A 21,146-nucleotide genomic window follows, 5' to 3' on the forward strand; every position below is an offset into this window, starting at 1 on the left:
GGTGTCGAGCGAAGCTCGACGGAGTGGGGGTCGACCCATGGCTCGATCGTTGTATTTCAATCGACCAGCACCGTTAAGGTGACGCCTATGGGTGCTGTCCCACCAGCGTTGCCAAAGGTCACCAGGGCAACAAAAAACCCGGCTCAAGGCCGGGTTTTTCGGGTCATTCTGTAGATAAACCTCAGCTCACCTGAACCTTCGACGCGGCCTGGTCCTCGGCGATCTTCTGCTGGAACATCTGCGCGAAGTCGATCGGGTCGAGCATCAGCGGCGGGAAGCCGCCATTGCGGGTCGCCTCGGCGATGATCTGGCGGGCGAAGGGGAACAAAAGCCGCGGGCATTCGATGAACAGGATCGGCAGCATGTGCTCCTGCGGAAAGCCCGAAATGGCGAAGACGCCGCCATAGACCAGCTCGACATTGAACAGCACTTCCTGGTCGAAGGAGGCCTTGGCGTTCAGCGTCAGATTGACGTCGAACTGCTTGTCGGAAAGTGGGTTGGCGTTGACATTGACGTTGATGGCGATGCCGGGGGCCTTGTCGCGGCCGCGCAGCGAGTTCGGCGCGCCGGGGCTTTCGAAGGACAGGTCCTTCACATACTGGGCGAGCACGTTGAGCGACGGCTGCGTCGCGTTGCCGTTGCCGTTGGCTGCGCCGGTCGGCGCGTCATCATTGCTGGCCATGAGCCTTATATCCTTTTCCCCTGGGCAGCCGTGCTGACCGAATTGAAATCGGGCGTTCGCTACCATGGTCGGCATGACAAGACAAGGTTTGCCGCCTTGGGGCTCGGGGCAATCGCCTGCGGCTTGTGTTGGCCGCGACTTTGCGTTGGAGAAATCAATTCGAGGTCGGCGCTGCCCCTCATCAGGTTGCCCGTCCTCCGCAGCCGTTGCAGAAGGGCGGCGCCCTTCCTCTCCCCCGTCGATCGGGGGAGGGTGTCGAGCGAAGCTCGACGGAGTGGGGGTCGACCCTTCGGCGCAAGGCGACGCAATGCCTGCGCCTTGGTCCCTTTTCAATATCCGGTCGCGGCGCCTGCCAGGTGGTTCCCCCACTCCGTCTCGGCTTCGCCGAGCCACCTCTCCCCCCTTCGGAGGGAGAGGAAAGGAGCCTGGCTGGAGCGGCGCTGGCCTCTCGGAACAGATCAGAACGCCGCACCCGCGACCTAATCGTCCTTGAGACGCCGCCACGGCGAATTGTGATCCGGGCCGCGCTTGAAATCGTCCTCGCGCGAATAGTCACCGTCGTCGAGGTCGATGACCCTGTCGCGCGACCGGCGAAAGCCGCCGGCCGAGAAATCGGTGGCGACGACGATGCGGCCCTTGAACCGGCGCCAGGCAAGGTCGCGCACCGGCGGCAGGAACAAGAGCAGGCCGATAATGTCTGATATGAAGCCGGGGATGATCAGAAGGATCGCGGCGACGACGATCATGGCGCCGTGGGCAAGATGGCGGCTGGGATCATGGCCGGCATCCATCTCGGCGCGCACCCGCGCCATGACGCCGAAACCCTGGTGCCTGAGCAGAAGCACGCCGGCGATGCTCGAGGCCAGCACCAGGCCGACGGTCGCCAGCGCGCCGACCTCACGGCCGACGATGACGAAACCGGCGATTTCCAGCAGCGGCAGAGCGAGAAGAAACAGGGGAAGCAGCGAAATGCGCAAGTCTTGCCAGCCTTCCGGTCGTTGGTCGTTTCGATTGTTTTGGCCCTTGGCGGCCAATCGCCGCTGGCCCTGAGGCCGTTAGATAGGTATGCCTGCCTTTAATTTGAATGATTGCACCTTGCGTTCTATATGCTTTGAATGTTGAACGCTATGCGACCGCGGCCTGTCGGCCGGATGGTCCGGCCTAGAGGCAGGGATTGATTGGCGGAAGATATGGGTTTCTTCGACTTCGGCACGATTTTCTTCCTGATCGCGGCGGTGGTGATCTTCTTCCAGCTGCGCAACGTGCTGGGCCGTCGGACCGGGAGCGAGCGGCCGCCCTTCGACCCCTACTCGGCGGCGCGCACCGAGAAGGATGCCACGCAGAAGCCTGAAAATGTCGTTTCGCTGCCGCGCAAGCGCCTGCCCGGCGAGCCGGCGCCGGCCGACGCCTATACGGCGATCGACGCCTTCGCCAAGCCCGACACCGATCTCAACAAGGGCCTGCGCGCGATCAAGGACAATGACCCGTCCTTCGACCCGAAGGGTTTTATCGACGGCGCCAAGATGGCCTATGAGATGATCGTCATGGCCTATGCCGACGGCGACCGCAAAACGCTGAAGAACCTCCTGTCGCGCGAAGTGTTCGACGGCTTCGTCGCGGCGATCGGCGAGCGCGAGGCCAAGTCGGAAAAGATCCAGTCCTCCTTCGTCGGCATCGACAAGGCCGACATCGTCTCGGCCGAGATGAAGGGCGGCGAGGCGCATGTCACGCTGCGCATCATCAGCGAGCTGATTTCGGCGACGCGCGACAAGGCCGGCACGGTGATCGACGGCGATCCGGAGACCGTGGCCGAGGTCAAGGATGTCTGGACCTTCGCCCGCGACACGCGCTCGCGCGATCCGAACTGGAAGCTCGTCGCCACCGAAGAAGAAGACTGAGCCCCGATGCATGTCGCCCAAAAGTGCGAAGCGGTTTTGGGACAACGACTTGCAGCAAAACCCAGAGCCGCAGCGCGTCGCATGACACTCTTCAAACACGACGCGCTTTAAGGCGACGGGGCTCCGGTGTCGCTATCGCCTCTCTTCATCGAAAAATCCTTTGACGACTTGCCCGGCTGGGGCGATGACGACCTTGTGCCGGCCTTCGAGGCTTTTCGCCGCTCCGCCTTCCATGTGCCGGTAAAACCCTATCGCAGCGGCGCGCTCGGCGTCGATTTCGGCGCCTTCGCCGCGGCCTATGCGCAAGCGCGCATCGCGGCGCCCGCGAACCGGACGGAGGCGCGAACTTTCTTCGAGCGCCATTTTGTCCCGATGCTGGTCCGCGCCGAAAGCGGCGCCGGCCTCGTCACCGGCTTCTACGAGCCGCAGGTCGAGGCCTCGCCGGTGCGCACGGAGCGTTTCGTCGTGCCATTGCTGTCGCGGCCGGCCGATCTCGTCGATGTCGACGACGCCAATCGGCCCGACGGGATGGATCCCTACCTCGCCTTCGCGCGCCGCACGGCGGACGGACTGGCCGAGTATTTCGACCGTGGCGCGATCGAGCGCGGCGCGCTTGAGCGCCAAGGGCTTGAGATCGCCTGGCTGGCCGACAAGGTCGATGCCTTCTTCATCCATGTGCAAGGGGCCGCACGGCTCGCCATGACCGACGGCCGGCTGCGCCGCGTCACCTACGCCGCCAAGTCGGGCCAGCGCTTCACCGGACCCGGCAAGGTCTTGAGCGAGCTTGGCGAAATCCCGCTGGCCGAGGTGACGATGCAATCGATCCGCGCCTGGTTCAAGGCGCATCCGCGGCGCATCAACGAGATCCTGTGGCGAAACCGCTCCTACATCTTCTTCCGCGAGGCCGAGGTGGAAGATGCCGCGCTCGGCCCGATCGCCGCCGCCAAGGTGCCGCTGACGCCGGGCCGCTCGGTCGCGGTCGACCGGCTTCTGCACACATTCGGCACGCCCTTCTACATCGACGCGCCGACGCTCACCGCCTTCGACGCAAGACCGTTCCGCCGGCTGATGATCGCGCAGGACACCGGCTCGGCCATCACCGGACCGGCGCGCGGCGACCTCTTCGCCGGCTCGGGCGATGCCGCCGGCGAGATCGCCGGCGTGGTGCGCAACGCCGCCGATTTCTATGCGCTGGTGCCGCGCGCGCTGGCCGGGGGCGCCAAATGAGCAAGCGTTCGGACAGGCTGAGCGAGGACGACCGGGTGCTGTGGAACCTGGTGGCGCGCACGGCCAAGCCGCTCAAGGGAAAAACCTCTCTCGACATTCCCGACATGGCCATCGAGGCCAAGCCGGCGGCGCCGCAGCCGGCCCAGCCCGCCGCCAGTGCGCCGGGCGCGGCGAAGCCGAAAGTCCAGCATGTCACGCACCGGCTCGACGAGCCGACGCTGGACAAACTGTCGAAGGGCCGGCTGCCGATCGAGGGCCGTGTCGACCTGCACGGCATGACGCAGGACGAGGCCTATTCGCTGCTGTTCTCGTTCCTGCACCGGGCGCATGCCGGCGGCATCCGCTATGTGCTGGTCATCACCGGCAAGGGGTCGTCCTCCGGCGGCGACGGCGTGCTGCGGCGCGCGGTGCCGGCCTGGCTGTCGACGCCGGCCTTCCGGCCGCTGGTCTCCAGCCACGACCATGCCGCCCGCAACCATGGCGGCGCCGGCGCGCTCTATATCAGGCTGCGGCGGGCGCGCTCATGAGGATCGGGAGGCCGGGCGCATGACGCCGTTCGGCGAAAGGCTGCGGGCGCTCAGGCGCGAGCGCGGCGTCAGCCAGAAGGACATGGCCGCGGCGATCGGCGTCAGTACCGCCTATCTCTCGGCGCTTGAGCATGGCAGGCGCGGTGCGCCGACCTGGACGCTGATCCAGAAGATCATCGGCTATTTCAACATCATCTGGGACGATGCCGAGGAGCTGGCGCGGCTGGCCGAAGCCTCGCATCCGCGTGTGCGGCTCGATACGTCGGGCCTCAATCCCGCCGCCACCGAGCTCGCCAACCTGCTGGCCGAGAACATCGAGAAGCTCGACGAAGCGGAACTGCGCCGCATCACCGCCTCGATCCGCGCCGCGCTTGGCCGGCTGAAGTAACTGGTTTTACCTGAAGTTCGCGACGGCCTGCCGGAGCGCGAAACAGGGCCCGCCGACGGCAGCCGGCGGGCCACTGTTGCGGGATCAGGGCTTGCCGGCCGTGCTGCCATTGGGGTTGCCGCCCTTGGTGCCCGGGTTGCCATGGTCGTGGCCATTGTGGTCGCCGCCCAGGCAGTCCGACGCGCCGGCAGTGCCGCAACAACGGCCGGCCCAGAGATCATTGAGGTTGGTGTGGACGCAGCTGACCGTCTGGTCGGCCTTCGCGGATCCGCCCAGGGCCGACACGGCAGCGACGGCGAGAAGGGTGTTACGCAGCAAAGCAGTCATTTGAAGTCTCCATGGTTGGGTTTCTGTCGTTCACGGCCGTGTGTCGCCGGGCGAACGGAAATGGTTCATGGAGAGGGATGGAAATTTTCCGGAGGGATGCGTGGTGGACCTCCACGCCTTCGTCATCCACGGGCGGAGCAGCCGCGCAGCGGCGTCGCGGAGACCCGAGGATCCATGCCGCGACCTGCGGACGCCGCAACGGCGCAGAATGTGGCGATGGCTCCATGAAGATGGCCGACGCCTGTTCCTGGGCCGCCGTGTTCTATGTTGGTGTCACGGCATGGATCCTAGGGTCTGCGCCGCGTCGCTGCGCTCCTTGCTCCGCCCTAGGATGACGAAGCGCTGGGGATGCGCAGCCCAACCAGGCAGCCGCAGCCGCTACTCCACCGACCCGACCAGCACCTGCTGGCCGCCGCGTATGGAAACCCAGCGGCCGGTATTGTCGATCGCCTGGCGCTTGAGGAAGTGGTAGCCGGTCTGGTCCCAGGCCTTGACCTTGTCGGTCAGATTGTCGAGCACGTAGTCGCCCTTGTCGGTGCGCACAGTCAGCACGGAATGGCCTTCGCCGTCGGGCTTGCGCACCACGGTGATGAGCAGATCGGCAAGCGAGATGCCCATGCGGGACAGCCGGCGGCGCTTTTCCAGAACATAGTCCTCGCAATCGCCGACGCCCTTGTCGGGATAGGCCCAGACCTCGTCCTTGCCGTAAATGTCCATGTCGCTCATCGGCTCGACGGCGGCGTTGACCCTGGCGGTGATGCCGGCGAGCTTGCGCATCAGCCCATTGGTCATTTTTGCCGGCGCCAGGTTGCTCGGACGGATCGAGCATTCGCCGGGGTGCTGCTTGCAGAAATCATAGTGGCCGATCGGCTGCGAGGTGATGCCCCCGGTCGCCATCGCTTCGGCAGCCAAGGCCGGCCAGCTTCCCGTTGCTGCCAGACCGGCCGCAGCCACGCACAAACGCAGCCTTCTCGCCATTGTTGAGGAATTCATTGTCCCCGCTCACCCTGTTGTTAACGAAACGTTAAGGGCGATTGACAGTCCGTGTCAATTACGACGACGGACTGATTTGCGGCATGGTTACCCGCGGGGAGGGACAGCGTCCATTGTGCAACAGGATCGGCCCTGCGGCCGATTTTGTCCCGGAACGGCCTACCGTTTGGCGGTGCGGACCAGTTTCGGCTTCACCGCGACGCGGTTCTGGCGGCCATAGCTGGTGATGAAGTCGACGATGCGCGGCACGATTTCGGAGCGGAAGCGCGAGCCGTTGAAGACGCCGTAATGGCCGACCGCCGGCTGCATGTAATGCGCCTTCTTGTCGGCCGGAATGTTGACGCACAGATCCTGCGCCGCCTTGGTCTGGCCGAGGCCCGATATGTCGTCGTTCTCACCCTCGACCGTGAACAAGGCGACGTTGCGGATATCAGACGGATCGATCCTGGTGCCGCGATGCATCATCTCGCCCTTGGGCAGGGCATGGCGCACGAACACGGTGTCGACGGTCTGCAGGTAGAATTCCGCCGTCAGGTCCATGACGGCCAGGTATTCGTCATAGAAGTCGCGGTGCTTCTCGGCATTGTCGCCGTCATGCTTCACAAGGTGCATGAAGAAGTCCTTGTGGGCGATGATGTGGCGGTCGAGGTTCATGCTCATGAAGCCGGACAGCTGCAGGAAGCCCGGATAGACCTCGCGGCCGAAGCCGGGCACCGGCCAGGGCGCGCGCATGACGACATTGTCGCGGAACCAGTCGATGCCCTTTTCCTCGGCCAGGAGATTGACCGCGGTCGGGTTGCGGCGCGTGTCGATCGGGCCGCCCATCAGCGTCATGGTCGAGGGCACGAAGGGATCGCCCTTCGCCTCCATCAGCGCCACCGCCGCCAGAACCGGCACGGAAGGCTGGCACACCGCCATCACATGGGTATCAGGCCCCAGCGCATGGAACATCTCGATGATATAGTCGATATAGTCGTCGAGATCGAAGCTGCCGTCGGCCAGCGGCACCATGCGGGCGTCGACCCAGTCGGTGATGTGGACATCGGCATGCGGCAGCATGGCTTCCACCGTGCCGCGCAGCAGCGTCGCATAGTGGCCCGACATCGGCGCCACGATCAGAAGCTTCGGATCCGGCTTGCGGCCGGCGGGCACGGCGCGCTCGAAGCGGACGAGGTTGCAGAACGGCTTCGACCAGACGGTCTTTTCGGTGACCTCGACGCTCTTCCAGTCGACGACGGTCTTGTCGAGGCCGAAAGCGGGCTTGCCGTAGCGGCGCGTGCTGCGCTCGAACAGCTCGGCGCCCGCCGCGACCGAACGGCCCCAGTGCGTGTGCGAGACCGGGTTCAGCGGGTTGGAATAGAACATCCGCACCGCATCGGCATAGAGCCGGGCCGGCTGCAGCGCCGCATGGTTCAATTCGTAGAGATGGTAGAACATCGACAACCCCGCTGCTGCTGCGACCGAAGGGACGACGAGCAGCGCCGAGCCTCAAATGTCTCGTGGCGAGGTTAACAACTAATTGCTGCGATGCAATACGTCACGTGGCGTGACCAATGGTTCTTTCGTCCAAAGCGTTGCAAATCCGCCTGGAACGGCCGAGCCGGCTCAATGTGCATTGCCGAAATGTGTAGGAAATGTGTCCGGCCCTGCCGCCGGACACAGGCAATTTTTACACGCGCGCCATGCAGACCGCCGTATGGCCGGAACCGATGAAGCCGAGCTGGCCGGCGGCGCCCTTCGACAGGTCGAGCACGCGACCCCGGATGAACGGGCCGCGATCGTTGATGCGCACGATGACGCTGCGGCCATTGTTCTGGTTGGTGACCCGCAATTTGGTGCCGAAAGGCAGCGTGCGGTGGGCGGCGGTCAATGCCGATGGGTTCATGCGCTCCCCCGATGCGGTGCGCGAGTGCAGCGCGTACCAGGAAGCACGGCCACACTGGCCGGCGGCGGCGGTTGCCGAAGTGGCCGAAGCACCGACCATCAGGCCAGCAGCGATCGTTACCGCGACAAGCGCGGTCTGGTTTAGGGTCTTCATATTTGAGGGATGGCTCCGTTTTTGACAGACCCCAGCCGTTAGGTGCCGAATAAGGCAGGAAATGCGGCAAGCATCTGTCCGTTCCGTGGCGAGATCACACGTTTGGAGTCGGAAGGTAACAGTCTGTCAGGGGTTTTCCGGCGCGATTTGATTCATTTTCGACGATCTTCGGCCCGATATGAGAGATCGCTTTGACAAGATATCGGATTAATATCCAAGTAGAATCCGGTATGATTGGGCTCATTCCTTTGGCTCTTTCATCACGGTCATGGCGCCGCGAACGATCGACTTGAAAAGCGAGATCCGTCAATGAGACTGACCAAAAATCTGCTGGCCTTGATTGTGCTGGCTATCGGTGCGGTGTGGGCGCTGCAAGGCATCGGCGTGATCGGCGGCAGCTTCATGACCGGCCAGCCGCAATGGCTTTACATCGGCCTCGTCGCCATGCTGCTCGGCCTGGCCGGGCTGGTATGGGCGAACCGGTAGGGCTTCGGTGAGAGGTCGACAAGGTTGGCGCCCTTCCTCTTCCTCCGGAGGGGGGAGAGGTGGCGCTGCGAAGCAGCGACGGAGTGGGGGAAGCCGGTTTTCAAATGCGCCGCCGCCAGCAATTCACCGCAGAGTTTTCAATCAGGACGAGGCATCGCCCGGCTTGAGATGACAACGGCGGAGCCAGGTCGACCCCCACTCCGTCTCGGCTTCGCCGAGCCACCTCTCCCCCGATCGACGGGGGAGAGGAAAGGCGTGAGCTTGCATAAGCTCGACGGAGCTGGGGAAGCCGCTCGTCGATGGCGCCGCAGCCGACAGCCCTAGAGCAATTCCAGGAAAAGTGTGAGCGGTTTTCCGTCCGGAATTGCGTCAAAACAAAGAGTTAGAGCGGTTCGCCGTTTCCATGAAACGGTGAAACGCTCTAGCCGAACAGCCGGTCCAGGATCGTGCCTTCGAGGCGGGCGAGCTCGGCCGAGCCGCGCCGGCGCGGCCTGGCCGCCGGCACCTCCAGGTCGAGCGCGATCCTGCCGGCGCTGATCACCACCACCCGGTCGGCGAGCGCGACCGCCTCGGCGACATCATGCGTGACCAGCACGGCGGTGAATTTCTGGGCGAGCCAGATGCGCTCCAGCAATTGCTGCATCTCGATGCGGGTCAGCGCGTCGAGCGCGCCGAGCGGCTCGTCGAGCGCCAGGATCTGCGGCTGGCCGACCAGCGCGCGGGCCAGCGCCACCCGCTGCTTCTGGCCGCCGGACAGCACCGAGGGCCATTCGTCGGCGCGGTCGGCCAGGCCAACCTCGCCCAGAATGTCGAGCGCGCGTTGCCTTGCGTCCTGGCCGGCAGCGATGCCGGTCAGCCCGACCTCGACATTTTTCACCACACTCGCCCAGGGCAGCAGGCGCGGCTCCTGGAACATGAAGCGCGTGCGGCTGTGGCCCGCTTCCTCGGCGCCCAGCGTCAGCGATCCCGATGTCGGCCGGTCGAGCCCGGCCAGCAGCCTGAGCAGCGTGCTCTTGCCGCAGCCGCTCTTGCCGATGACGGCGACGAACTGCCCGGCCGGCACGTCAAGGTCGATGCCGTCGAGCACGATCTTGTCGCCGAAGCGTTTTTCCACGCCGTTGAAGGCGAAGGCGCGCCGGCCTTCGACAGAAATCGCCGGGCGCGCCGGCGCTGGCGCGGCGACGAAGGAACGGACGGAGGTCAGGCTGGCGGCTGGCATCGAAACCTCATCCGTTCTGGAAGGCGGGATGCCAGCCGAGCGACAGCCGCTCGAGCAGGCGGGCGAGGCTGTCGGCGAGCTTGCCGAGCAGCGCGTAGATCAGGATCGACAGCACAACGACATCGATCAGCAGGAATTCGCGCGCCTGCATGGCCATGTAGCCGAGGCCGGAACTGGCCGAGATGGTCTCGGCGACGATCAGCGTCAGCCACATGATGCCGAGCGCATAGCGCAGGCCGACGAAGATCGCCGGCAGCGCGCCGGGCAGGATGACGCGGAAGAACAGGGCGCGCCGGTCCATGCCGTAGACGCGGCCCATCTCGACCAGCTGCGGATCGATGCTCTGTATGCCGAGCAGCGTGTTGACGTAGATCGGAAAGAACACGCCGAGCGCCACCAGGAACAGCTTTGCTTCCTCGTCGATGCCGAACCACAGGATGACGAGCGGGATCAGCGCCAGATGCGGGATGTTGCGGATCATCTGGAGCGTGGTGTCGGTCAGGCCGCGACTGAGCCGCGACAGGCCGTTGGCAAGGCCGAGCGCGAAGCCGATCGAACCGCCTATGGCAAAGCCGGCAAGCGCGCGCGCCGTCGAAACAGCGATGTTGCGGATCAGTTCACCCGAAAGCGTCAGCCGCCAGAAGGCCTCGGCGACAGCACTTGGCGCCGGCAGCACATTGGCCGGCACGACGCCCGCGCGCGATGCGGCTTCCCAGCCGGCGATCACCAGGACCGGCAGCACCCAGCCGATGGCATTTGCGTGGAGGCGCGCGGAAAAGCTCATGAGGAGGTCTGCAGGCGGGCGGCGCCATGGAAGCCGACCGAGAATTCGTTGGCGATGTCGCGATGCGCCCGCTGCCGCCTGGTGCCGAGCCCGAGGCGCGGGAACAAGAGCTCGGCGACGCGGTAGGCTTCCTCGAGATGCGGGTAGCCCGAGCCGATGATGGTGTCGATGCCGATCGCCTGGTATTCGCGGACGCGCTGCGTGACCTGCTCCGGCGTGCCGACCAGCGCGGTGCCGGCGCCGCCGCGCACCAGGCCGACGCCGGCCCACAGATTGGGCGAAACGACGAGCCTGTCGCGACGGCCGCCATGCAGCTCGGCCATGCGGCGCTGGCCGACCGAATCCATCTGGTTGAGGAAGCGGGCCTGCGCATTCTCGATCTGGGCATCGGTGACATGGCGGATCAGCCGGTCGGCGGCGCGCCAGGCTTCGTCCTCGGTTTCGCGCACGATGAAATGCAGCCGGATGCCGAAGCGCAGTTTCCTGCCGCGCAGCGCCGCCTTTTTGCGCGCCGAAGCGAGCTTCTCGGCCACCTGCGCCGGCGGCTCGCCCCAGGTCAGATACATGTCGACGAGGTCGGCGGCGAGATCCTGGCCGGCGTCGGACGATCCACCGAAATAGAGCGGCGGCCGCTCCTGCAGCGGCAGAAGGTCGAGGCGGCCGTTTTCGACGCGATAATATTTGCCGTCGAAATTGACGCGCTCGCCCGAGACGAGGCCACGCCAGATGGTCAGGAATTCATGCGCCTGGGCATAGCGCTCATCATGCGGCAGGAAGACGCCGTCGCCGGCGAGCTCGGTCGGATTGCCGCCGACCACGACATTGAGCAGCAGGCGGCCATTGCTCAGCCGGTCGAGTGCCGCGGTCTGGCGCGCGGCGAAAGTCGGCAGCGTCACGCCGGGCCGCAGCGCGACGAGGAACTTCAGCTTTTCGGTCAGCGTCGCAAGGCCTGTCGCGGTGATCCAGGAATCCTCGCAATTCTGCCCGGTCGGCAGCAGCACGCCGGGGAAACCGAGCCTGTCGACCGCCTGCGCGATCTCCTTGAAATAGCCGAACTCCGGCGGCCGCTGCTGCTCCTCGGAACCGAGATAGGAGCCGTCGCCATGCGTCGGGATGAACCAGAAGAAATCGAGCGGGCTGGCTGGCGTGGTCATGTCTGGCGCGGTCACGGACAGATCTCCTGGAGATTACAGGCACAAACGGCAAAGGCGCCGGACGTTTCCGCCCGGCGCCGCACGAGAAAGATCAGTTGCCCGGCGCGGTCCAGACGGCGTCCGAGATGCGGACCGCTTTCGGGATCAGGCCGAGCTTGTAGAAGCGGTCGGCGGTCGCCTGCTGGCCGGCGGTGATCTCGTCGGTGATCGGAAAGATGCCGAATTTGCTGCGGTTGGCGGCGATGGTCTGGGCGTCGAGCGGCACACCGGTCACCTCATGCAGCGCCGCGGCCACCTTGTCGAGGTTCTGGTCCGCCCATTTCGCCGCTTCGCCGAGAGCGGCGATGGTGGTGGTGATGATTTCGGGATGCGCCTTGGCGAAATCCTTGTTGGCGAGGAAATAGGTGTTGACCTTGAGCACCTCGCTGGAGCGGGCCAGCACGCGCGGCTGGTAGCGTGTTTCGGCAATGGCGAAGAACGGATCCCAGACCGCCCAGGCGTCGATCTGGTCGCTGGCGAAGGCGGCGGCCGCATCGGCGGGGCTGAGGTAAACCGGCGTGATCTGGTCCAAGGGAACGCCGGCTTTTTCCAGCGCGGCGACGAGCAGATTATGCGCAGAGGTGCCCTTGCCGACGCCGACGCGCTTGCCCTTGAGGTCGGCGACGGACTGGACCGGCGAGGCCGGCTTGACGAAGATCGCTTCGCCATCGCCATTGGACGGCAGTGCCGCCGCATAGACGATGTTGGCGCCGGCCGACTGGCCGAAGATCGGCGGTGCGTCGCCGGTCCAGCCGACGTCGATGGCGCCGACATTGAGCGCCTCGACCAGTGGCGGGCCGGCGGTGAATTCTACCCACTTGACGGTGACGCCCTTGTCGGCGAGCGCCTTCTCGATCACCTGCTGCTGCCGGGCGATCACCGGCAGGCCGGTCTTTTGATAGCCGATGTTGAACTGCTTCAGCTCCTGCGCGGCGGCGCCGAACGACAGACCGACGGTAGCGGCGAGCAGGCCGATGCCGAAAACGCGTCTCGTCAGATTGAAGCGCTCGGTCAGATTGAACATGATCCCTCTCCTTCGCTGCGGATCGGCGCCGGGAAAACGTCCTCGCCGGTTGGATGAGCGGCAAGGCTAGGTAGTTCTATAAATTTAGTAGAGGAATGATTTTGCGAGTTGGCGCCGTGGTGCGGAAATATCTTCCACGGCAACCCGGCATTCGTCATTCGAGGGCGAGGCAAGGAGCGAGCGACGCCGCGCATGGATGACGAATGAAAAGGCTTTGGCCAGGACCGCGCCGGTCCCTAGATTGCTTTCACCAGCCGCAGCAGGCCCAGCATCTCGACATAGGTCCCCTTGCGGAAAGCGATGTAGACCGGCTCTTCCATGCCATGGAAGCGGCGCTTGAATGCCGCCTGGCCCTGCAGGTTGAACCTGCGGCGGTTGACCCATGGCGAAGAATAGGCGCGCTGAAAAGTGTTGCGCCAGAAATCGCTTTCGGCAAAACCGCTGGGGGTGACGTCGAGAAGCGGCGACAGGCCGAGCGTGACCACCGAAATGCCCTCTTCGCGAAACCGGTCGACGGCGAATTTGGTCAGGCCGATCTCGGCGTGCGGCGAGGCATCGATGTGCTTGCGCTTGAAGGCGGTGGTGTAGCCGATGACCTTCCCGTCGCGAAACAACGGATCGAAATCGAGCAGCGCGACGAGTTCGCCATCGGGGCCATGCAGGACGAAGCGGCGCATGTCGGTGCCGAGCTGATCGTAGAATGGGCGGTTGAGAAAACCCATCTCCCAGCGCTTGACGATGCGGTCGCCGCGCCAGTTCTCGGACAGCCGGGCGATTTCGTCGAGGAATACCGTCCGCGTGTCTTCCTCGAACGAAAAGCCCTTCTTCAAGAGCCAGCGCTCGGAATAGCGCACGGTCTCGTTGCGCTTGCCTGAAAAGTCGTGTTGGGGCAGCGCGAGGCGGGTGTCGATGCCCAGCCGGTTGACCTTGTAGCCGAGCCCGGCCAGCACGTGCGCGGTCTCCTCGCCAATCTGCACGAACCACGGGTCGCCGGCGGTCTCGACGAAGCGCCTGATATAGTCGGGCCGCCGGGCCGGCGCCGCCACCGGGTCGCCAAGCGCGAAATGATGCTTCATCTTGGTGCCGAAGGCGATGTAGCCGTCGGCGTCGCCAAAATAGGAAAGCTTGCGCTGTACGGCAGTCGAATAGGCGAGCGAGAAGTCGCCATGGCGGCGGACCATCGCCAGGCGTTCGACATGCGTCAACGCCTGGCGCTCGACCTTGGGCGAGGCACCCTCGAGGATTTTGTCGAAATAGATCCGCAAGGAGGGCATGGTCCGGATTCCGCGTGCCGTCTGTGGCGCGGCGTGCCTTTCGGCACGCCAGACGCGCCACGGCGCCTTGATTTTTCACGGGAAGCCGAAATCGCTGCGGTTTCGAATTCCTGCGTCGGTAACGAGATCCGCCAGCCCCTCGGAACTCGAATCAATCACATTGCCGCGACCTGATTATCGCCGATGCCGCTGATATGCCATATAGGGCTGCATGGTTTCGGACGGAAGCGGGGCATTCGGTTCCATGTCGTTGGTTTAGTCGCATTTGCGCGATGGGAGTTGTTTGCGCCCTGGCGCCGCAAGGCACTCGAGCGCACCGATCCGCTGTTTGGGTTTGCGCGCGATCAAACGGTTACAGCGTTCTGCGAGCGTGTAGGATGCGGCGGTTGAATGGATTTTGAGAGCGAATGGCTGATACGACAAGCAGACCGAAGGTGGAGCAGGTGGCGGTGGTCGAGCCGGCGATTGTCATCGGCGCCGGCGCCGCCGGACTGGCTGTCGCGCAGGCCCTGATGAAGGCTGGCGTGCCGGTGGCGATCCTGGAACAGGAGAGCCGGCTGGCCGAACCCTGGCATCGGCGGCACCAGCAGCTGCATCTCAACACCCATCGCGATCTCTCGGCGCTGCCCGGCCTCTCCTTTCCGGGAGGGACGCCAGCCTTTCCACCCAGGAATGTCGTCATCCGCCATATGAACGATTTCCGCGAGGCGAACCAGTTGCCGGTGGAGTTCGGCGTCGCCGTCGAGACACTCGTGTTCGGGGGCGACCATTGGGTGGTGCGCACCAGCGCCGGCTCGCGTCTGGCGCGTCATGTCATCGTCGCCACCGGCCGTGACAAGGAGCCCTTCACGCCGCAGTGGATGGGCATGCAGGCCTTTGCGGGCCGGATCATCCATTCGGCGGATTTTGGCGACGCCAAGTCCTATGCCGGCAAGAAGGTGCTGGTCGTCGGCGCCGGCAATTCGGGCTTCGATGCCCTCAATCATCTGGCCGGCGTGGATACGGCTTCTCTCTGGCTATCGGCCCGCAATGGCCCCGCGCTTCTGCCCAAGCGGATCGGCAAGATCGCCGTGCACCGGCTTTCGCCGCTCATGGCGCGCTTGCCGCTGCGCGTCGCCGATGCGGTGATGGCCGCGACGCAGCGCCTGGTTTTCGGCGATCTCACCAAATTCGGCATGCCGCCCGCGCCGTCGGGCGGCGCCAGCCGCCTGGCCTCGGATTACACGGCGATCGCCGCGGACGACGGCGCCGTCGACGCCATCAAGTCGGGCAAGATCACCGTGGTGCCGGCGATACGCGAATTCACCCGCGACGGGGTGATCCTGGCCAATGGCCGCCTGGTCGATCCCGATATCGTCATTGCCGCGACGGGCTACCGCACCGGCCTGGAACGCATGGTCGGCACTCTCGGCGTGCTCGACGCCAAGGGTGTCCCGCTCTTCAATGGCGATGAAGCCGACCCGAAACTGCCCGGCCTGTGGTTCACCGGCATGCGGCCGAGCATTCGTGGCTGCTTCGCCAATGCCGCCATTTTGGGCAAGGCGATCGCCAGGCGGATCGCCGGAGCCAGCCGCTAGAGCAATTCCAGGAAAAGTGTGAGCGCGTTCCCTCGGGAATTGCGTCAAAACAAAGGTCTCTGGCGACTTGGCGCCTCACGCCGATTTCGGCTCCAGCCTGCGGAAACCGACGGCTTGCACCAGCATCTCCTCGTCGACCATGCCGGCATTGTGGAGTGCGAGCAGGTTGAGGGCGATCTCGCGCGCTTCCGGCGAATCGGGTCGTGCTTCGCGCCGCAGGCAGGCTTCGTCAAAGACGCGCTGCAGCTTGGCGATGTCGCCGGGCTTGAGCAGGCCGCGATCATAGACTGACTTCGACATGGCGGTGATCTCCTGGGAACGACCTAGGGCGCCATCAGTAAATTGCCAATCTTTCCCGGAGCTTGAATAGATTCACGCCGAAGGAGGGGCGGTGGCAAACCGAAGCCCTCCCTCGAGGTTCGCGGGCCTGATATCACACCGCGATTTTGCCGCCGCCTTGCCTGGTGATGGCGACGACCGACGGCCGCACCGGCATTTCGGGCTTGAAGTCCGGCCAGCGCGTCGACGGATCCTCATAGTAGGACGGCCGGCCAAAACCTTCCCAATCCTCGCCGCCATCGCCCGGATGCTGGACGGCGACGAAGGCGGTCTGGTCGTCAGGCGCAAACAGCGGGCCGCACATTTCCGCGCCGATCGGCACGCGGAAGAACAGTTTCGAGGTTGCCCGCGCGGCCCCCTCCGTGTCGACCGCCCACAGGCCATCGGTGCGGCCGGTGACCTTCGGGCCCTGGCCGTCGGTAGCGACCCACAGGCGCCCGGCCGAATCGACCGCGCAATTGTCGGGCATGCCGAACCAGCCATGGGTCGTCGTCGCCGTCGAGAAGGTGGCGCCGACATCGGCAACCGACGGATCGCCGCATTTCAAAAGCACTTCCCATTTGCCCTTGGCGGCCGTGAAATCGCCATCGGTCTCGGTGATCTCTATAATGTGGCCGAAGGCATTCTCGGCACGCGGATTGGCGGCATCGACCTGATCGGGCTTGCGCTTCGAATTGTTGGTCAGCATGACATAGACCTTGCCGTTGACACCATTGGGCTGGATGTCCTCTGGCCGGTCCATCTTGGTGGCGCCGAGCAGATCGGCGGCGCGCCGTGTCTCGATCAGCACGTCGGCCTGGCCGGCGAAGCCGTTCTCGGCGGTCAGCGGCCCTTGGCCGAAGACGATCGGCAGCCAGTCCACCGTGCCGTCCTCGGCGAATTTGGCGACATGCAGCGTGCCCTCGTCGAGCAGGTTCTTGTTGGCGGCATGGTCGTTGGCGCTGAACGTGCCCTTGGTGACGAATTTGTAGACATAGTCGAAGCGCTCGTCGTCGCCGAGATAGAAGACGACGCGGCCGTCCTTGGCGACGATGGATTCGCCGCCCTCATGCTTGAAGCGGCCCATGGCGGTGCGCTTCCTCGGCGTCGATGCCGGATCGTTGACGTCGACCTCGACGATCCAGCCGAAGCGATTGGGTTCGTTCGGCTCCTTGGCGAGGTTGAAGCGGTCGTAATGCGCGCCCCACTCATAGGCGCCTTCCGGAATGCCGAGCCGCTTGTAGTTGGCGGCTTCCTTGTGGCCCTCGGGCAATTCGCCGGAGAAATAGCCGTGGATGTTCTCCTCGGCCATCACATAGGTGCCCCAAGGGGTGACGCCGCCGGCGCAGTTGTTGAAAGTGCCGAACACTTTCGTGCCGGACGGGTCGGCATTGGTCTTGACGCGGTCATGGCCGGCGACCGGGCCCGACAGCGCCATCTCCGTGGTGGCGGTGATGCGGCGGTTGAGCTTGCCGTCGCGCACCACTTGCCATTTGCCGCCCTCCTTGCGGATCTCGACGATGGTGCCGCCATGCGCCGCCATCTCGACATCGACCTGCTCCTTCGCGAGCGGCGCCACCTCGGCCTTCTTCTTCCCGTCCTTCTCGACGATCGCAACGATGCCCGGAAACATCAGATGCGGGTTGGTGTATTCGTGGTTGACGACGAGCAGGCCGTGTTCGGCCGAGCCGTCGATCGCGATGTAGCCGACATAGTCGTTGTTGTAGCCGAACTGCCTGGCCTGCGCCTCGGCCGACTGTTTCGTCGGGTCGAACTCCGGCGAATCCGCAAACAGCGGATCGCCCCAGCGCAACAGCACGTCGGCGTCGTAGCCCGGCGCGACATGATGCCTGTCGTCGATGCCGGCCTCGAGCTCGTCGAATGTGAAGGCGGAGCCTTCCGCAGCGCGGGCATCGTCGGCTGCGATCATGGCCAGCGGGCCGACCGTCGCGGCGATCGCCGAGACGGCGAGCGATCCCTTCAGGAATCCCCGGCGCGAGAAGCGCGCGGCGATGATCTCACCCATGGTGCGGTTGTCGGTGGGATTGGTGGCCGGTCCTTCGTTTTCCTCGAGCAGGCTGGTGCGGAATCGGGCGTCAGGGGAGCGATGTTCGGTCACGAAAGGCCTCTGGCTTTGGAGTGGCTGGAGCTTGTTGCCTGTTCGACTCCTACGCCGGGTCGATCACATTTTCGTGACATCATACAGGCCCGAAGGCTCGGGGCGAGGCGACTTGCTCGCGCGGACCTCGGACTTTGGTCCAATCTTGCGCTTGCAAAAGTCCTGGAGGACAAACGCAACGGTCGGAGGTCGCTTCCGGCCAATACATCTTTCGGCGAAGTTGCTGGTTGCAACGTTGGGGTGGGCGCGCCGGCTCAATCGACGGAGATCAGGATGCACGGATCGATCACGGCCCGGTGCCGCCGGCTGACGCTCGTTTCGGCGGCGGCTCTGGCGCTGACCATCGTTCCCTATCGAATTGCCCTGCACGGCTCCGCCCCCGGAATCGACGCCGCATCAGCACAGGCCGGCAAAGGTGGTGGTAGTGGCGGCAACAGCGGCGGCAGTAACGGCGGCAGTAACGGCGGCAACAGCGGCGGTAACAGCAGCGGCGGTAGTGGCGGTAACGGCAGCGGCAACGGAAATGCAAACGGCGGCAATTCCGCAACGGATGGCAGCGGTGACAACTCGGCCTCCGGCAAGGGTCAGAGCACCAAAGGCGCCAGCCATGTCAACGGCACGACCGGTGACAAGGTCGAGGTGAGCGGCAACAAGATCACGGTGACACATCCCGACGGCATCACCGAAAAGATCGAAAACGGCCGTTTCAAAATGAAGGATGCGCTGGGTCGTACGATCATCGACCGCCGGGCCACGCCGGCCGATGTCAGCCGTCTGAAAGCCTTGTGAAACTGGCCAGCAGGCAACGGCCAGCGCTTTGCCCGGGAAAACCGTTTCACACTTTTCCTGGAATTGCTCTAAGAGCGACTTCTGTCCCGGTCGCGGAACTCACGCACCATGAGAGCCGCTTCAGTGCGGTTTCGCACATTGAGTTTGGACAGCACCCCGGTCATGTGGTGCTTGACCGTCTTCTCCTGCAGCTCCAGGCGCAAGGCAACCTCCTTGTTGCTGAGCCCCTCCGCCACCAGCCGCAGGATTTCCGCCTGCCGTTCGGTCAGTTGCCGCAACCGGTCCGCCACGCCGTCGGCGGATTGCGGGGACTGCAGATCGGAAAGCAGCCGTGCCGACAGCGTCGGCGTAAGGTAACCCTCGCCGGCTGCCACATTGCGCAGGATGTCGGCGAGCGCGCGCGATCCGACGCCCTTGAGGATATAGCCCTGCACGCCTGCGTTCAGCGCCGTGGTTACATCGGCATTGGTCTCCGACACCGTCAGCATGACGATCTTCTGGGCGGGGTGGTCGGCAAGGATGCTGGCAACCGCGGACAGGCCGCCGCCCGGCATGGAGATGTCGAGCAGCAAAATGTCAGGCTGCACCGTCGAGGCGATGCGTTCGGCATCCTGCGCTGTCGCGCCTTCGCCGACGATCTCGAAACCTCCGATCTCCGACAGGCTGCGCGTCACGCCTTCACGAAACAGCGGATGATCGTCGACAATAGCGATGCGGATAGCGCCAATCATGTTTGCTCCTCGATCGAAAGACTGATCACCAATCGCGTGCCTTGCGCTCCGGTCAAGGTCTCGAACTGGCCGCCAATGCTTTCGACCCGCTCCCTGAGGCCGGCGAGACCCAACCCGTCGACCCGCGCCGGATCGAAACCCGGCCCGCTATCCGACACTTCGACAAAAAGCCTGCCATTCTTCATCCCGGCCCGCACCGTCTGATCCTTGGCCCGCCCGTGGCGATAGGCATTGTTCAGCCCTTCCTGCACGAAACGATAGATGCTGATCTTTTCGGAAGTGCCAAGATCAGGCAAATGCCTGGGCAGCGTGAGCAACACGGACGTTCCCGTCCGGTGCTGATGTTCGTCGACCGCCATCCGCAATATGTCCGTTGCCGCGGCCGTTTCGATCTGCGGCAAGACGAGACCGGTGCAGATACCGCGAATTTCGCGCATCGCATCCTCCAGCGTCTTGCGGATCATCGCGACCTCGGTCGCGCGGTTTTCGCCCCAATGGCCGTCGCCGGAAAATACCGGGCTGTCCATGCGCAGCGCCGCCAGGGCCACGAGCTGCGCCGGTCCGTCATGCAGGTCGGCGCCGATCCGGCGCAAATATCGTTCGTTGAGCGCGGTGGCGCGGCGCGACGCCCGCTGCACACGCTGCCGCAAGGCGCTGTTTTGCGTCACCAGGCCTTGCAACTCCGACACCTGGCGGCGCAGCGCTCCGCGCTGATCGTCGATGGTGCGGCTGGCGCGCAGCACGATGCTCGACAGCAGCAGAAAAGCCGTCAGGGTGGTACCGGCCACGATCAGCCAGCTCGACAGCAGGGCAGAGGCCAGCGTGGCCTTGAAATCGGTGGCGACCTCGAAGAATTCGGTGACGGCCACCACCTCGCCCGACCAGGGTTCGCGCACCGGATTGTAAATCTCCAGCAACGGCACGCCCACGGCCTGCTCCTTGCTTTCGGTTTCGTCGAACGCATCGAATTGGGCGGTGACGTTGCCCTGGAAGGCGGACCGCAGATCGTCGGTCAGATCAAAGCGGCGGCCGATCAAAGTTGCATCTTTCGCGTAGAGCACGGTGCCGTCTCGGCGCCAGAGCCTGAACGAGACCAGGCGCTTGCCGAGCGCGCCCTGGCCGAGCGTCTCGTCGAGCGCCTGCTTGACGGACTCGCTGAGCTCCTCGCTCTTGCGCAGGTCCGGCAGCAGCGGCGCGATCACGCTGTCGACATAGAGCGCCGTCGTGGCGGCCGAATTGCGGGTGACGCCGTCCCGGATCTGCGACGTCACCCAGGCACCCACCACCAGCATGACGGCCAGCAGGCCAAAGCCGCCGGCAACGAGGAATTGCAGGGCAAGGGAAAGCTCGCTCCAGCGCCGCGCCAAATTCTGCAGAATACGAATCATGAGTCCCTGATCGCCCTTGGATCGAACAAGCTGGACGATATCGGCACATTGAGCCTCAGTCTTGCCGTTGCCAAGACCCTCGTTAGCAAGACCTTCGTTAGAACGAGCTCGCTTGACGTGTCGAGGCGCTTGGGAAACAAGGTCCGCGGCACATGCGGCGGCAG

The 21,146-nt window shown here is 64.7% G+C and carries 22 protein-coding genes; 7 read left to right on the top strand and 15 right to left on the bottom strand.

The annotated features are described in order from the left end of the window. Positions 1-181 precede the first annotated feature (181 nt). Positions 182-682 (bottom strand): protein-export chaperone SecB, encoded by a 501-nt coding sequence (gene secB / locus FJV83_RS15215; protein WP_095775642.1) that lies wholly within the window; start codon positions 680-682, stop codon positions 182-184. A gap of 479 nt (positions 683-1,161) precedes the next feature. Further along, positions 1,162-1,659: an FxsA family protein gene (locus FJV83_RS15220; RefSeq protein ID WP_095775643.1), complete on the bottom strand. Its 498-nt coding sequence runs from the start codon at positions 1,657-1,659 to the stop codon at positions 1,162-1,164. Positions 1,660-1,872: 213 nt separating this feature from the next. On the opposite strand from FJV83_RS15220, the gene FJV83_RS15225 reads away from it, so the two are divergent. The 4 genes from FJV83_RS15225 to FJV83_RS15240 all read left to right on the top strand — a co-directional run bounded on the left by FJV83_RS15225 (position 1,873) and on the right by FJV83_RS15240 (position 4,722). Next, positions 1,873-2,580, top strand: a complete 708-nt coding sequence (locus FJV83_RS15225; RefSeq protein ID WP_095775644.1) for a Tim44/TimA family putative adaptor protein — start codon at positions 1,873-1,875, stop codon at positions 2,578-2,580. A gap of 126 nt (positions 2,581-2,706) precedes the next feature. Continuing rightward, positions 2,707-3,807 (top strand): murein transglycosylase A, encoded by a 1,101-nt coding sequence (locus FJV83_RS15230; RefSeq protein ID WP_142885906.1) that lies wholly within the window; start codon positions 2,707-2,709, stop codon positions 3,805-3,807. After that, positions 3,804-4,334, top strand: a complete 531-nt coding sequence (locus FJV83_RS15235) for a Smr/MutS family protein (RefSeq protein ID WP_142885905.1) — start codon at positions 3,804-3,806, stop codon at positions 4,332-4,334. Before FJV83_RS15230 ends, FJV83_RS15235 begins: the two co-directional genes overlap by 4 nt. Before the next feature lie 19 nt (positions 4,335-4,353). After that, positions 4,354-4,722 (top strand): helix-turn-helix domain-containing protein, encoded by a 369-nt coding sequence (locus tag FJV83_RS15240; protein ID WP_142885904.1) that lies wholly within the window; start codon positions 4,354-4,356, stop codon positions 4,720-4,722. Positions 4,723-4,806: 84 nt separating this feature from the next. Here FJV83_RS15240 and FJV83_RS15245 read toward each other — a convergent pair whose 3' ends face one another. From FJV83_RS15245 to FJV83_RS15260, 4 genes are all read right to left on the bottom strand, one after another. Further along, a complete protein-coding gene (locus FJV83_RS15245) occupies positions 4,807-5,049 on the bottom strand; it encodes a hypothetical protein (protein WP_095775647.1) in 243 nt (80 codons plus the stop codon). Between the two features lie 378 nt (positions 5,050-5,427). Next, positions 5,428-6,042, bottom strand: coding sequence for a transglutaminase-like cysteine peptidase (locus FJV83_RS15250; RefSeq protein ID WP_142885903.1), 615 nt, complete (start codon positions 6,040-6,042; stop codon positions 5,428-5,430). A 159-nt stretch (positions 6,043-6,201) separates the two neighbouring features. Then, the gene (locus tag FJV83_RS15255) at positions 6,202-7,479 is read right to left on the bottom strand and encodes a polyhydroxyalkanoate depolymerase (RefSeq protein ID WP_142877284.1); all 1,278 of its coding nucleotides are present in this window, start codon (positions 7,477-7,479) and stop codon (positions 6,202-6,204) included. 232 nt (positions 7,480-7,711) lie between these two features. Continuing rightward, on the bottom strand, positions 7,712-8,080 hold the full coding sequence (locus tag FJV83_RS15260) for a septal ring lytic transglycosylase RlpA family protein (protein WP_095775650.1): 369 nt from the start codon (positions 8,078-8,080) through the stop codon (positions 7,712-7,714). A 309-nt stretch (positions 8,081-8,389) separates the two neighbouring features. On the opposite strand from FJV83_RS15260, the gene FJV83_RS36425 reads away from it, so the two are divergent. Next, a complete protein-coding gene (locus tag FJV83_RS36425; protein WP_179295950.1) occupies positions 8,390-8,566 on the top strand; it encodes a hypothetical protein in 177 nt (58 codons plus the stop codon). Between the two features lie 421 nt (positions 8,567-8,987). Here FJV83_RS36425 and FJV83_RS15275 read toward each other — a convergent pair whose 3' ends face one another. The 5 genes from FJV83_RS15275 to FJV83_RS15295 form a co-directional block, all read right to left on the bottom strand. Then, a complete protein-coding gene (locus FJV83_RS15275) occupies positions 8,988-9,785 on the bottom strand; it encodes an ATP-binding cassette domain-containing protein (protein ID WP_095775651.1) in 798 nt (265 codons plus the stop codon). A gap of 7 nt (positions 9,786-9,792) precedes the next feature. Then, a complete protein-coding gene (locus FJV83_RS15280; protein ID WP_095775652.1) occupies positions 9,793-10,569 on the bottom strand; it encodes an ABC transporter permease subunit in 777 nt (258 codons plus the stop codon). Continuing rightward, positions 10,566-11,723: an FMNH2-dependent alkanesulfonate monooxygenase gene (gene ssuD, locus FJV83_RS15285; RefSeq protein WP_185973377.1), complete on the bottom strand. Its 1,158-nt coding sequence runs from the start codon at positions 11,721-11,723 to the stop codon at positions 10,566-10,568. The genes FJV83_RS15280 and ssuD overlap by 4 nt, the downstream gene beginning before the upstream one ends. A 91-nt stretch (positions 11,724-11,814) precedes the next feature. Continuing rightward, positions 11,815-12,786, bottom strand: a complete 972-nt coding sequence (locus FJV83_RS15290; RefSeq protein ID WP_095788647.1) for a sulfonate ABC transporter substrate-binding protein — start codon at positions 12,784-12,786, stop codon at positions 11,815-11,817. Between the two features lie 236 nt (positions 12,787-13,022). Next, a complete protein-coding gene (locus FJV83_RS15295; RefSeq protein WP_095788646.1) occupies positions 13,023-14,060 on the bottom strand; it encodes a phosphatidylglycerol lysyltransferase domain-containing protein in 1,038 nt (345 codons plus the stop codon). Between the two features lie 407 nt (positions 14,061-14,467). Here FJV83_RS15295 and FJV83_RS15300 point away from each other — a divergent pair, with 407 nt between their 5' ends. Continuing rightward, on the top strand, positions 14,468-15,637 hold the full coding sequence (locus FJV83_RS15300; protein WP_095788645.1) for an NAD(P)/FAD-dependent oxidoreductase: 1,170 nt from the start codon (positions 14,468-14,470) through the stop codon (positions 15,635-15,637). Between the two features lie 75 nt (positions 15,638-15,712). On the opposite strand, the gene FJV83_RS15305 is transcribed toward FJV83_RS15300, so the two are convergent. Continuing rightward, on the bottom strand, positions 15,713-15,937 hold the full coding sequence (locus FJV83_RS15305) for a hypothetical protein (protein ID WP_095775657.1): 225 nt from the start codon (positions 15,935-15,937) through the stop codon (positions 15,713-15,715). Positions 15,938-16,070: 133 nt separating this feature from the next. Beyond that, positions 16,071-18,074, bottom strand: a complete 2,004-nt coding sequence (locus FJV83_RS15310) for a PhoX family phosphatase (RefSeq protein ID WP_142885901.1) — start codon at positions 18,072-18,074, stop codon at positions 16,071-16,073. 273 nt (positions 18,075-18,347) lie between these two features. On the opposite strand from FJV83_RS15310, the gene FJV83_RS15315 reads away from it, so the two are divergent. After that, positions 18,348-18,863: a hypothetical protein gene (locus FJV83_RS15315; protein ID WP_185973373.1), complete on the top strand. Its 516-nt coding sequence runs from the start codon at positions 18,348-18,350 to the stop codon at positions 18,861-18,863. Positions 18,864-18,931: 68 nt separating this feature from the next. On the opposite strand, the gene FJV83_RS15320 is transcribed toward FJV83_RS15315, so the two are convergent. Together FJV83_RS15320 and FJV83_RS15325 are read right to left on the bottom strand one after the other, a co-directional pair. After that, on the bottom strand, positions 18,932-19,594 hold the full coding sequence (locus FJV83_RS15320) for a response regulator transcription factor (RefSeq protein WP_095788641.1): 663 nt from the start codon (positions 19,592-19,594) through the stop codon (positions 18,932-18,934). Further along, a complete protein-coding gene (locus tag FJV83_RS15325) occupies positions 19,591-20,982 on the bottom strand; it encodes a sensor histidine kinase (RefSeq protein ID WP_142885920.1) in 1,392 nt (463 codons plus the stop codon). Before FJV83_RS15325 ends, FJV83_RS15320 begins: the two co-directional genes overlap by 4 nt. Between the last annotated feature and the right edge of the window lie 164 nt (positions 20,983-21,146).

It is taken from the genome of Mesorhizobium sp. WSM4307, assembly GCF_007003945.1.
Lineage (GTDB): Bacteria > Pseudomonadota > Alphaproteobacteria > Rhizobiales > Rhizobiaceae > Mesorhizobium.